This is a genomic window from Flavobacterium sp. (genome assembly GCF_029945805.1).
Classification (GTDB): Bacteria; Bacteroidota; Bacteroidia; order Flavobacteriales; family Flavobacteriaceae; genus Flavobacterium.
In genome coordinates, this window is sequence record NZ_JAQSDH010000011.1 from 47,443 (window position 1) to 61,448 (window position 14,006).

6 protein-coding genes are annotated in these 14,006 nt (G+C 36.4%); all 6 read right to left on the reverse strand.

Going from position 1 to position 14,006, the window contains the following annotated elements:
* Positions 1-15: 15 nt before the first annotated feature.
* On the reverse strand, positions 16-7,263 hold the full coding sequence (gene sprA / locus PSU83_RS02685) for a cell surface protein SprA (RefSeq protein WP_300586452.1): 7,248 nt from the start codon (positions 7,261-7,263) through the stop codon (positions 16-18).
* Between the two features lie 114 nt (positions 7,264-7,377).
* Positions 7,378-7,959 carry a Holliday junction branch migration protein RuvA gene (gene ruvA / locus PSU83_RS02690; RefSeq protein ID WP_300586422.1) on the reverse strand — a complete coding sequence of 194 codons (582 nt, stop codon included), beginning with the start codon at positions 7,957-7,959 and terminating at the stop codon, positions 7,378-7,380.
* Between the two features lie 84 nt (positions 7,960-8,043).
* A complete protein-coding gene (locus tag PSU83_RS02695) occupies positions 8,044-10,335 on the reverse strand; it encodes an NADP-dependent malic enzyme (protein ID WP_300586424.1) in 2,292 nt (763 codons plus the stop codon).
* 147 nt (positions 10,336-10,482) lie between these two features.
* Complete coding sequence (locus PSU83_RS02700) at positions 10,483-11,412, reverse strand: carbohydrate kinase family protein (protein ID WP_300586426.1); 930 nt, start codon at positions 11,410-11,412, stop codon at positions 10,483-10,485.
* Positions 11,413-12,588, reverse strand: coding sequence for a glycoside hydrolase 100 family protein (locus PSU83_RS02705; RefSeq protein WP_300586428.1), 1,176 nt, complete (start codon positions 12,586-12,588; stop codon positions 11,413-11,415).
* Complete coding sequence (locus tag PSU83_RS02710) at positions 12,581-13,900, reverse strand: MFS transporter (RefSeq protein WP_300586430.1); 1,320 nt, start codon at positions 13,898-13,900, stop codon at positions 12,581-12,583. The genes PSU83_RS02705 and PSU83_RS02710 overlap by 8 nt, the downstream gene beginning before the upstream one ends.
* Positions 13,901-14,006 lie beyond the last annotated feature (106 nt).

The following is a 14,006-nucleotide window of genomic DNA, read 5'->3' on the forward strand; positions in this document are numbered from 1 at the left end:
TATTGTAATTGAATGTTAGTTTCCAAAATTATATCGCATCGTAAATCCGGCTCTGATATTCGTTAAAGGGAATGATGTAGAAATTACAGGTTTAGAGAAGGAATGATCATAGAAGAAAATAGCAGTTAGGTTTTTACTGAATGAATAATCTGCTGTTAATTTTGCTGACCAAATATTTTGTCCGCCACCCAGTTGGTTATTTTCATAGTCTAAATAGCGTACGATAGTTTTATTGTTTCGGTAAGAGAAGTCAATTTTCATATTGATATCACTCTTAATAATTCCCGTTGGATTATCTGCCAATTGTGAAGAGAAAATAACATCTTTGAAACGGTATCCAAAGCCAACAATATATTCTTTTCCTTGAACTTCAGTCAATAAATTATTGTCAAAACTCATAGATAAACTTCGGTCTTTTTTAATCTCAGCTAGTATTTTGAATGCATTTTTCATTTCAAAATCAATACGTACAAGCGGATTAAATTGTTCAACTAAGTTGATGTTAGCGATAATCGTTTTGTTGAAAAAATTACCAATTCCACCATTGTCTTGTCTTCCCGCCGCAAAATCAAGATTTGAACGGAACGAGTTAATAGTATAAGATGATCTATAAGCATGCTGAATGGAAAAACGTTTGAATTTTTCTTTGAAGAAAGTATAACGCATCAATCCATTGTACTTAATGGTCCAGTTTGGAATTGGAATATCTCTGAACGCATTAAATGAAATTCCTTTAGCAGCTTCGCCATAGCCGCCGGAATACAATCCAGTATAGGCCGCTAAAAAAGAAGGAACTAAAACAGACTGATTGTTTTTACCAAATCCAATTGGATACCCATTATTAGCATTGTAAAAATTATAATTTGGATCCGTTGGAGCTGGAATTTGGTTGTTGATATCGCCATATCTCGGAACGTTTGTGGTTCCGTAATATTGTTCGGCAAGGCGGTTGGCAACAATAATTCTATTTTCTCTAAAATCTTGGAAAGAAGCTGAACCATTTTCGTCACTCGCTTTGAAAGATGTTTTCAACATCACTGTTGAAATCGAGAAGTTTCCGAAGTTATATGGCGATTGTGGTAAATAATCACCATCGCTACTTACGTTATATTGCTCTGAGAAATTATCGGCAAATGTTCTATTACCCGTTAAATCAATTTTAAAATCGGGGAACAAATCGATATTTGCTGTGTAATCTAATGTTTTGGTTACCGTGTGTGTATAGCTTTGATTAAAGAATTGATAATCAGTCAGCCAACCTCTCTTAGCCGCTTCATAACGCACATCATCTTGTGCGCCGAAAACAAATCCTAGAGTTGGTTTTGACGTTCCAAAAAAACCTAATCCTGGTAAATATCCTGGCAACAAGGTTCCTTCGTTTTGAGTGTAATTAATCTGGATGTTTTTCACGCTGGTTAAAACATTTTTCAAACCATCTAAAAATACATTATTCGTTTTAGCAGGTTGCGCTTTAATACTAGTAATTTTTTCACCTGGTTTAGGTAATGTCGCAGGTCTTGCTGCAGGGGTAACTGGTTTTTTACCTAAGCCAATATATTTATAAAAGGTTTCCATGGCGAATGAAGTATTCAAACGGTGAGAAGCGGCATTTTGAATAGTATTACCTAAATTATAGGTAGTATTTGGATCCGTTTCATCCGGAACAGTTGAAAATCCGATTGGAGCTCTTTGCCAATTGTAATCACCCGTATAGGAATAAGTAGATTTTACGAAAGCCAAGAATGGAATCTTGTTAATAGGCAATTCGTAATTCACCACCAGTTGTTGATTGTGCTGATCCGGCAAACCAATATTCCAGAAATCAGTCCAAATCGTATTACTATTATCTGGGACATTATTTTCATCCATATACGAACGTACAATGTTATTTGACGAGGCTGTAAAGTTTATTTTTAACGCTTTGGTTAGATTGTAATTAAATCCATATTGATAGTTAAACATATAATTTCTTCGGAATAATGGATCTAATGCAATTCCAGCAACATCAACCTGTCTGAACTGCTGTTTGTTGTATTGTCTAATAATATTGCTGCTAAAAGAAATACTCGCAGGAAGGTAATTAAAGTTAAAATCGCTTAACATTTTCCAATACGAACTTTTCTTCAGAAATTTACTTTTCTTAAGAGGTTCCAGCGGTTTATTTTGAAATGTATAAGTATAATCAACAGTAGTATTTACCTGCTGATCTATAAAGTTTTCAATTTCGTAGTTGTGCTTCTCAACTTGGTTATATGAATACGAAAGTGTTAAATTTTCTGGATCGTACACCCGTGGTTTTTGTTCTGGGCCACGCTCTTTTTTAACTCCAATAAAGTTGATGCTTTTTCGTTTTGTAAAATCTTGAGCTCTTTTTTCGATGTTATTTCTTTCGGCGCTGTTTGTGGTCGTGCTCAAAAGTTGTTCCAATCGGATATCCTGATTAAACGGATCGTATTCAGGAGTGATTACTTCTTCTCCTACCGCATAATTGAAAGGAAGATTTATGCCCCATTTTTTTGGTAATAATTTGCCTAAACTAAGGTTTGTAACGATATTGTATTGTTGCACCTCTTCTCTACTTCTTTCCTGCGGTCCTTGTTCTAAAGCTCCAAATCCAATGGTGCTCATTCTTCCAGTGGCTGAAACCGTTGCAAAATCAGCTAAGTTAGTATCTATATTAAGTACTGCAGCCATTCCTCCTTTGTTGTTCAAACTGGCTAGACGCAATTCGTTAAACCAAACCTCTCCTTTTATAGGTCGATTCGTTTTATTCCGGATACCAACCATTAAGGTTCTTACTAATCCAAAATTTGGATTCCCTTTTACACCAAGTCGCAAAGCGCCACGACCTGAAACGCCAGCCAATGATGGGTCTAATTCAAAATCATTTTTATATAAAACTCCGTCAACCAAATCAGTAGGTTGTGCGCTCATGAATAAGATCTTCATTTTAGTCAGTAAAGCTGTAGGCAAATCGATTTCGTTGAGTTCTGGCCAAACTTCTTCTGCTGTGCTAGGTCTTGGAAGGAGCGGTGTTACTTGAAGTGGAATTTCTACTTCGTAATAGTTATTGGTAAAGTCATTTCCAAAACGAATAAAGGCTACCATTTGATCATTTTGTAATGGTGTTACATCAGTCGGTAAGGATTCAGCATGTAAAAACATTTTAAGTTTATTGTACTGACGCATATCTACTTCAATGTTTTTGAATACCGCTCTTGCATCACCTGGTTGTAATCCACCTCCTGCAGATGCTTCATTTACCCGTAATGACAATGATTGTTCATTTTGATTCAGAACTTGTTGTCCATTCGTGATTTGTTCTCTTATAACTCCCGGAGGTACAATGTAAGGTATAGGATCACGTTGTGCATTTTCCTGAACATTTACTGATAAAACATCAAAATTAGTATTGTCATCACTTGGATCAGTATCTAATGCCTCTAAGGTATTTTCATAACGTCTCCATTCGCCACGTACTAAGTCTAATGCTCCAAAACGAAGTGTAACAGGAGAAGAAAAACCAGTCATGAACATTCGCATAAAACGAATCGAACGGAAATCAGAAATACTACCAATCGTTTTCTTTAAAGGAGTCGTTACAGGAATCTTAAATTGGTACCATCTTGCCTGAGTATCAATGCCATTAGGTGTGTTAGTAACATTCGTTACAACTTTATCCGTAATGAAATTGGTTCCCACAACCATACCATTTGCATCAGGACCTGGATTAATTTCAACTTGATATTCATAATAAGCATTCGCCGTATTCATCGTGTTGTCACGGTTAATGTCTTCTACATCTGGAATTGTTGTCGAACCTCTGTTAGCGTCTGAAAGTCCGACAGGTGAGTTTCCTTCAACACCGTTGTAGTCTTTATAACGATCAAATATGGTTGAACCCGTTGCGGCCAAGAAATACTGGTAGTTATCACCAGCCGGATCCGCTAATCCTGCATAACCTCCAATTCCCGGAAGTGTACCTTCAACAGCATCGCCAATTCCATCAAAACCAACATCTTGTGCGGATCTATTGGCGCCATCTACATCAAAGGCATAAATAAGGGATTGTGATGACGGAACTTTTCCCCAAACTGTGTTACTTGTTAATGATTGGGCAGCAGTGTTTGCAGGAAGACCATTTTCATATTGCTTGCGCTCATCTTTTAAGACATCTTCTGAAATCTCTCCCAGATTAAAATAAAGTTTTCCAGTATTGGCGCTAGGCGTTTGTTGCGATGTGTTATTCGGGTCAAAATAGGGATCTAATACCCAAAACTGGATGTACTCCACATTACTTTGTTCGAAATTAGTTGAGTTGATCGCACGCATTATTCCACCAAAATTTTCTGTCGGATTAGCAAATCCTGAAGGGTTTAATCCTTGTGGATTGTAATTATAAGGTCCTCTTTCTTGCGGGTAATACGTTAGGTCCAAAGTGTTAATTACTTGTGATTGTCCCACTTGAATATCGGTATTTGGAAATAATTCGCGACTAAATATTCTTCTAGTATTATTGGAAGATATTCCGTCTTGACCAATGTCTCCTGGTGTTTGTACATATAGAGTAGGGTCAATGCTGTACCAATTTAATTTGGCTCTTTTATAACCATAACTTAAATCAGTGGCCGCAGAACCAAAATCAGGATAATAGCCTAAATCACTAGTTATGGGTCTTTTAGGTACTGATGATAAGCTCCAAGACAACGCCGAACGCATGTCAATTGTAGTTTGTGAGCCTTCAAAATCATCTACATAAACCGTTGCTTCTCCTTCAAATTGATCTAATTTGGATGCGTTCGGTTTTAAAAACGCTACCTCGCCACGAAATGAGAAGTTTGAAGGGACATCCGTATCAATATTTGGTAATTTATTAACCATTCGAGTTAAAAACGGAACTTCTGTTGAATAGTTGGCATTGAATCCAAAAATACTGTTGTTGACTGACTCTTGGCCATAGTTTGATTTTCCGGTAAGTGGTCTTTCGGTCATTTTTAAGAATGTAGCTCCCAATAAGAATTTGTCTGAGAATTTATGTTCGATATTCACGCCCATAAATCTTCGGGTTTGTTGACCAAAAGTAGCGTTGTTTTCTACAGACACTTGAATTGGCGTATTGGATGCTTGTAGTGATGGATCTAGAATTTGAACTCTTCCAGCCTGATAATTTACACTATAATCAATTCCTTCTTGTAAAACTCTACCTCCTGCAGTTACCACAACAGAACCTCTAGGAACATTATAGGCGCCAATCGGAATTCCATCACCTCCGGCAGATTTGTAGCGTCCTTTTAATTGGAATTTATTTTTTTCCGCATCTTGTAGAGCTGAGGCTTGTGTTCTTCTATACATTTCACGGAACACATATTTTGACTGGTTGTCGTTAAAGGTAGAAGTGTTAGGGTTGTTATCAGCATAATAATCCTGATAATAGTCTTCTGACGGATTTGTTTTCAATTTGTCAAATAAAAGCTTCCCGAACGGCTCTACAGAAGTAAAGATTAATCTACCATTTTGTTGATCAACAGTTAATCCTGGAATAAAATCGAAGAAACCGTCTCCGCCTGCTTGGGGATCATTGTTATAGTTAAGCTTATCGACATTAAACACTTTTAAAAGTGGGGTTTCAGCTACGTCCGCAGGTAACGGAGACGTTGAATTTGCAGGTGTAATGTAATTTAAAGGCGATGGATCGGTATACAAGATATTGAATCTAAAATCGTCTTGTTGCAATTGATAAGCACCTTGAATTTGATAAATATTTTTCATCATCAAATTCCAGATTGGTTTTTTTACATTCGTCAAATTACTTTTCAGCATTTTCAATACTAAACTCTGTGTTGATACTGTTGCATTGGTTGTTCCGCCATCCGTAATCACAGTAGAATCAACGCCGTCTGTACCAAATTCACCGACTTGATACACCTGATCTCCAATAGTATATTGGTAGGCTACGGATAGTACTTCATCATTCGATAATCGTTGTTGTAACGAAATGTAACCCAATTGTGTGTTGAGAGTATATTCAGTGGCTGTTAACTTTCTGGCATTTTCTAATTTGGAATAGTCTGTACCTTCATCAACCGCATTTAAATTGTTGAAACCTTGACTTGAAGTAACAATATCTCGAATGTTTGTATTCAATAATCCGCCACCTGTTGTAATTAAGCTTGGATCATATCTGTTGTTTGTGTTATCCGTTGGACTATCAGCTGGTTTTAAGAAAAACGTTGGGAGTTCTAAATTGTTCACCGCAACCACTTGTTCATCTGTCAACCCAGTCAATCGGGTTTCACCTAAATCCTGTAAAGCAAGAATGTTTCTTAAATTATTATTGGTAGTACTTACACGATTTTGTCGGTTAGTAACCCAAACTTCAATTCTCGTAATCTGAACCCTACTGCTGATAACTGGATAATTTCGCAAGGCAGCATCATATTTATTTCTAAAATATTGCGAAAGGAAAAAATGTCGATCTGAATCATAATCTAACGCGAACAATTCAAAATCCTGAATCGTTCCGCCACCTTGTGCTGTGACCGATTTGGTTTGTGATTTTTGTTCAGAGAAGACTCCAGTAACCGTCGTTTTTCCGAATTGTAATTGGGCTTTGACCCCAAATAAACTCTGCGCACCACGAATTAAGGAATTTGTCAATGGCATACTAACGTTTCCGACTTCAATTTTTTGGATAATATCGTCTTCGGTTGGAGCATATTCTAATTTGATAAGATTTTGAAAAGCAAAGGTTGATTGGGTATCATAATTGGCATTTACGCTCAGCCTTGTTCCTACTTTTCCATTCAAACTCATACTGATTCTTTGATCAAAATCGAATGAAGTTTGAGCTCGGTTTCTAGGAGAAAATGAAGGATTGTCTTGTTTGGTGTAGCGTACACCTAAATCCATTTCAACAGAACCTGTGGGTTTTACATCAATAGTATTAGAACCAAAAATGGTTTCAAAGAAACTCGAATTTACGTAATAACGTGGTAATAAATCTTTTTTAGACGCTTCACTTCCCTCTTTTTTGCCATCCATGGCGTCTGATTTATCTTTAAAATACTTCCGCATTGATTCCCGAAGTACCAACTCTTCATACTCTTGAGGTGTTAAAATAATGGGATAATTAATATTAAAACCATCAAAACTACTAGTGTAAATATACCGGTTTGTTGCGGCATCGTAAGTATAGGCATTTACAATACTGTTTGGATTAGTAATCTCTACTTTACCTGTAGCATAACCGGTGCTGTCAATCACTGTGTTGGGAACAGGATCTTGAGCAAAAACAGCAGAGCTAAGTAGTAAAGCTAATCCGAGGATAAGCTTTTTTAGGTATACAAGTGGTTTTTTAAGGTATAGTGTTTCCAAGTATTATAAATTTTTTAATGCTTGTTTGATTATTGTTTCAACTCCAGCTTCAGGATTATCTTTTATGATTTTATCAACCACTCTTTCAGCATTTTTTCGGATGTAGCCTAATACCTCCAAAGCAGATAACGATTCTTCTCGGGAAATATTGTGTTGCGTTATCGATATTTCGCTCAAATCATATATTTTTAATACTTTGTCCTTTAAATCCAAAATTACACGCTGCGCTGTTTTACTTCCAATTCCTTTTATAGATTGAATAGTAACAACGTCTGCATTAGCAATAGCATGGATTATTTGTTTTGGATCTAATGATGATAACATTGTTCTTGCGATACTTGCTCCAATTCCAGAAACCGACAGTAATAACTTAAATAATTCTCTTTCCGATTTTTCAACGAAACCAAACAAAGAATGCGCATCTTCCTTAATTTGAAGGTGCGTAAATAATTTTATAAAATCGGTGGTTGGAAGTAATGAAAAAGTATGCAACGAAATATTGATATGATAACCAACGCCATTACAGTCAATTATTACTTCAGTAGGCGTCTTTTCAACTAATTTTCCTTGAATGTGTGCAATCATTTTTACTAAAATCTAGTTCCAAATATAGCAAAATTCTCCAAGTGAGGAAATCTGGCTTCAATATCTGTACAATAATACAAAAACTTATCTGGCAGACATCTTTTTTCGCTTCTCTTTTTCCTGAGCATCAACTACCGCAACCGCAACCATATTTACCATTTCTTCCACACTAGCACCCAACTGGAAAATATGAACCGCTTTTTCCATTCCCATCATTATCGGACCAATAGAATCAACTTTGTAAAGTTCTTTCAAAAGTTTATAGGTAATGTTTGCTGCGTCTAAATTTGGGAAAATTAAAGTGTTTACTTTTTTTCCAGCTAATTTTGAAAAAGGAAATTTTTTCTTTAACAATTCTGGATTCAATGCAAAATCAGTTTGGATTTCTCCATCTACAATTAAATCAGGATAATATTTGTGCAAATACGCTACAGCATCTCTCACTTTAGAAGCACTTTCATTATCAGATGAGCCAAAATTAGAAAATGAAACCATTGCAATTACTGGCTCTACTCCAAACATTCTTGCAGTTTTTGCTGTCATCAAAGCAATTTTTGCCAATTCATCTGATGTTGGATTTGGATTAATAGCTGTATCCGATAAAAACATTGGGCCACGATTCGTCATCATCATATTTGCAGTAGCAATCAAAGTAATTCCGGGAGCTTTTCCAATTAATTGCATCAGCGGTTTTACCACAGAGGGATAACTTCGTGAATAACCAGAAACCATAGCATCGGCTTCACCTTCGTTAACCATCATCGCTGCAAAATAATTACGTTCGCGCATCCATTTCTGAGCATCTAGTAATGCAATTCCTCTTCGTTGTCTCGACTCCCAATAATGATCTGCATATTTCAATCGGCGATCGTCTTCTTCTTTTGTTTTTGGATCAAAAATCGCCACATCGGCATCAAAGCCTAATTCTTCTTTGAGTTCTAAAATCACCTCTTTATTACCTAATAATATAGGAATCGCAATGCCTTCTTCGTGAGCAATCTGTGCCGCTTTCAATACATCTAAATGATCTGCTTCGGCAAATACTACACGTTTTGGATCTGTTTTTGCTCTGTTCGTCAACATACGAACCATTTTATTATCAGAGCCTAATCGTTCTAATAATTCTTCCTCGTATTTTTCCCAATCTGTAATCGGATGTAAAGCAACTCCTGAATCCATAGCAGCTTTTGCTACAGCAGGCGGTACTTTCGCAATCAATCGTGGATCAAAAGGTTTAGGGATAATATACTCTTTTCCGAAAACTAATTTAGTCTCTCCGTAAGCAATATTCACTTGCTCCGGAACCGATTCTTTGGCCAATTCGGCTAAAGCAATTACCGCTGCTTTTTTCATTTGTTCATTAATCTTGGTAGCTCTCACGTCAAGTGCACCACGGAAAATGTATGGAAATCCAAGTACGTTATTCACTTGATTAGGATGGTCAGAACGGCCGGTAGCCATAATGATGTCTTTTCTGGTTTTGATCGCCAAATCATAATTTATTTCTGGCGTTGGATTTGCCATTGCAAACACAATTGGATTTTTTGCCATTCCCAATAACATCTCTGGCTTTACTATATCTCCGGTTGATAATCCGACAAAGACATCGGCTCCAACCATTGCTTCCAATAACGAAGGGAAGTTTTTATCAGTAGCATATTTTCGTTGATTATCTGAAATTTTAGGATCGTCTTTTTTAAGCGCGCCTTTACTGTTAAACATCACAATATTTTCAGCTTGGACGCCAAAAGAAACGTAGAGATTTGCACACGCTATAGCGGCTGAACCAGCTCCCGAAATAACAATTTGTACTTCCTCCATCTTCTTTCCAGCTATTTCAACAGCATTCAATAACGCCGCTGCAGAAATAATTGCTGTTCCGTGTTGGTCATCATGCATTACCGGAATATTCAGTTCTTCAACCAAACGTCTTTCAATTTCAAATGATTCTGGAGCTTTAATGTCTTCAAGGTTTATTCCGCCAAAAGTGGGAGCAATATTTTTAACGGTTTCTATGAAGGCATCAATATCTTTAGTGTCAACTTCAATATCAAAAACGTCAATATCTGCAAAGATTTTGAATAATAAAGCTTTGCCCTCCATAACGGGTTTTGAAGCTTCGGGACCAATGTCTCCCAATCCTAAAACGGCGGTTCCGTTACTAATTACTGCAACCAAATTTCCTTTGGAAGTATATTTATAAACGTTGTTAACATCTTTGACAATTTCCAAGCAAGGCTCGGCGACGCCAGGAGAATAAGCCAATGACAAATCTCTTTGGGTTGCATATTTCTTGGTTGGAACTACTTGAATTTTTCCTGGAGTAGGTTTGGCGTGGTATAAAAGTGCTTCTCGTCGTTTACTATCTTTCTGCATGGTCTTAAATTTGATAGCTACAAAGGTAGAAGACTGAACTTAAAAAGGAAACTTTTAGGGGTTTCTTTTGGAAAAAGTTAAAAAAGAAATGCTGCAATTAAAACCACAGCTTTTCAAAACCTAACTAAACTCAAATATTTTCTGTTTTTATTCTTTTATCAATTGGTTGATATTAATATTATCGGGTAAGCGACCCACATTTTGAAGCTTGATGGTGGCCAGCTTTTGCGCAATCGAAATACTTTCTTCTAAACTTTTATTTTCAATTTGAGCAAATAAAAAACCGGTCCAAAAGGCATCACCAGCTCCGGTTGTATCTTTAATTTCGTCTATTTGAATTGCTTTTTGAAAGAATAAGCCTTGTTTTAAATCAGAAACTACCACACCATTTTTACCTTTAGTTAGGCAAATTGTAGATGCTCCTAAACTGTGAAAGTAGTCGAAAATATAATCTTCTGATTTGACAGCTGCAAACAATCGGTAGCAATCATCTTCACTAAGTTTCACTAGGGGATCATTGGTTAAATATTCCTTTAAAATCAATTTAGCTTCTTCTCTGTCGGGCCAGATTCTTTCAGAGAAATTAATGTCAATACTGAGTTTCAGTCCAAATTCTGCAGCTTTTTGTGCACGGTTTAAAATAGTTTGCCTTGCCGGATTTTTACTTAGTGCGAAACAAGTTGTATGGAATATTTTAGCATCGGCAATGATTTCATCCGGCAATTGATTTTCGTAGATTTCGCAATCTGCCTGACGGTACGGAATAAAATCGGGTGTTTCTGTCGATTTGGAAACAAAGATTACAGAAGTAGGCAAAGTTTCCAACTTTCTTATTTGTTTAGTATTTACGTTATTGGCTTTTAATTTTCTCACAACATAATCTCCAAGACCGTCTTCACCGCATGAGGCAACGAGCACGGAATTCAAACCCAGACGAGATGAATTTACTGCAACATTGGTTGGAGAACCGCCCAAAAAACGATGGTAGTCTTTAGTTCTATTGATGGAAGTATTGATTTCGTGACCGATAAAATCGATCAGGACTTCGCCTATGCATATAATATCTATTGATTTCAATTAGGTATACAATTTAAAATTAGTATGGACTGATTGATGAAGTAAAACAGTTGCTGCAGCACTCCATGCACAAAACGCAACACCATTTGGCTTGCTGGTTTTAGTATTGAAATTTTCATAAAATGAAAAATCCTCTATACTGTTCGCGGCATTAATTTTTGCTAAAAGACTTTCCACTTTATTTGTCTCGCCTTTTGTATTTAATGCCAGTCCGAAAAAGCCATTGACCATGGGCCAGCTTCCTCCGTTATGGAATTCATAAGGAAAATTTCGAAACTCGTATTTGCAATTGTTCCTGAGTAAAATCCAATGTTCATCATTTTCGAAAATGGGTTGCCAAAAAGCGGGAAGCAATCCCAATTGGGTCTCGGCAGCAAGAGCATTTGCGTAGTTCAATATTGTATTCTGAAATTCATTGGAACCAATGTTTAGCAATACAACCAAAGAATTTGCAAATGCATCGAATTGTGTTTTATATCCTGAAGGCGAAAAAGAGCAAGGCATATAATCTTGGAATTGAACTTCATTATAAGCGCGCTCATGGTATTTATCCCCAGTAGAAGAAGGCATGAAATTAATTTCGAGCTGCTTGTTAATTTTTTCTATTTTGTTTGCAATTGCATCACTTTTTACAAAGAAATTATAACTCCGTAGAGCCCAAATACGAAGTAACTGGTCGTATAAAACATAACCGTCTGTAATGTATTCATCTGCCCAATTTCCTGAAAGCGGCACATATAATAAGTGTTTATTATTAAATTCCCACGCATCCAGAAGATCAAGACATTTCTCAATTTCTATAGTGTATTTGGCAACATAAGAAGCATCAGATTTATAAATTGCATATTGACATATGCCGATTACAAACCAGGTTACTGCATCAACTCTTCCGGCCAAACCGCCATAACTTACTTCGGTAATTCCTTCAGAAATTAGAACATTTGACGGGATTGTTCCAATTTTATGTTGGTTACCTGCCAACGTTTCTAAAGTACTTTTGAAAGTTTCAATCAATTCTTTATCATCGGATGCCAAAGCTGCCAGACCGCAAATCACGCCATCTCTTGCCCAAACCCTTTTATAGTTTGAAGTGTTTTGTGCACTTGCTAAAAATCCGTTTGGAGTAGAAACGCGGTGCAGTAGTTCAATTGCTTTATGATAAGTAGTGTTATTCACTTTCTATAGTTTTATTGGATTTTTTTACGTTAATAAAAAGTGTACAAACAGCCGCCAGCATTAACAACGAACCGGCAAAAGTGATGGCTTGACGAGGGTCGTTATTTAAAAAATGCTTTAATATGTATCCGAAAGTCAGTGTTTGAATAAACATCGGAATCACAATCATCATATTGATAATTCCCATATATACTCCGTAGCGTTCTTTAGGAATATTGGAAATAACCATCAGATAGGGAATTCCCATCATACTTGCCCAACCAATTCCGAAACCAGTAATAGCAGGAAATAATAAATATTTATTTTGGATGTGTGGAAATAATAGAAAACCAATTGCTGCTAAAACTAAACATATGAAGTGTACTTGTTTTGGCGAATATTTTCGTGCCAGATAGGCCAAATAAAAAGCAACTAAAAACGTAACGATATTATACCATCCATTCACTAAACCAGTCCAAGCCACTGCTTCTTCGTAAAGTTTGCTGTTTTGTTTTGGTGTAGTATTCCAAATGGAAAGCGCTATGCTTTTAGAAGAATTTTGCCAATAACAAAACAAAGCATACCATTGAAATAAATAAACTAATGCTAATTGCCACATTACTTTTGGCATATGTTTTATTGCCTTAAGGATGTCTATAAAAGGCGTTGCAATATTTATTTTTTCAGATTGCATCCCCTGTAATTCAGCTTCTGACGGCGGAATTTCTTTCGTTGTATGCGAGCTCCACCAAACGGAACCGACAGAACAAACTGCTCCTAAAAAAAAGGATGCAAAAACCCATGTGGGTAATTTTCCGGTTGTTCCGATAAATATCAAAGGAAAAATAAATAACGAAATGTTGGCCAATGTTTGTCCAAATCCTGTGAAAAAACTTTGCGCCTGAAAACCCATTGCTTGTTGAGAATCATCTAGTTTATCGACAATAAATGCTCTGTAAGGTTCCATTGCTGTATTGTTTCCGGCATCTAAAATCCAAAGTAATCCTGCTGCCATCCAAAGTGAGCTACTAAACGGAAATAAAAATAAAGCCAAGCTGCATAACAAAGCCCCAATTAAAAAATAAGGTTTGCGTCTTCCTCCAAATTTTGGCAACCACGTTTTATCACTTAATGCGCCAATTATTGGCTGTATCAACAATCCGGTTAATGGTCCGGCAAGATTCAATAAAGGCAATTGATCTGGACTTGCACCAAGAAAATCATATATAGGATTTACCGCGCTTTGTTGCAATCCAAAACTATATTGAATTCCAAAAAAACCAACGTTCATGTTGATAATTTGCCAGAAGCTTAAAGTTGGTTTAAAACTCATTTTATTTTTAGTTTTCTGTAAATTCTCCAAAGACCTGCTTCAGAAAAGTATTCGGAGTAGTATTTTACTAATTTAAAAACAATTCCCATACCAATAAGAAATTGGT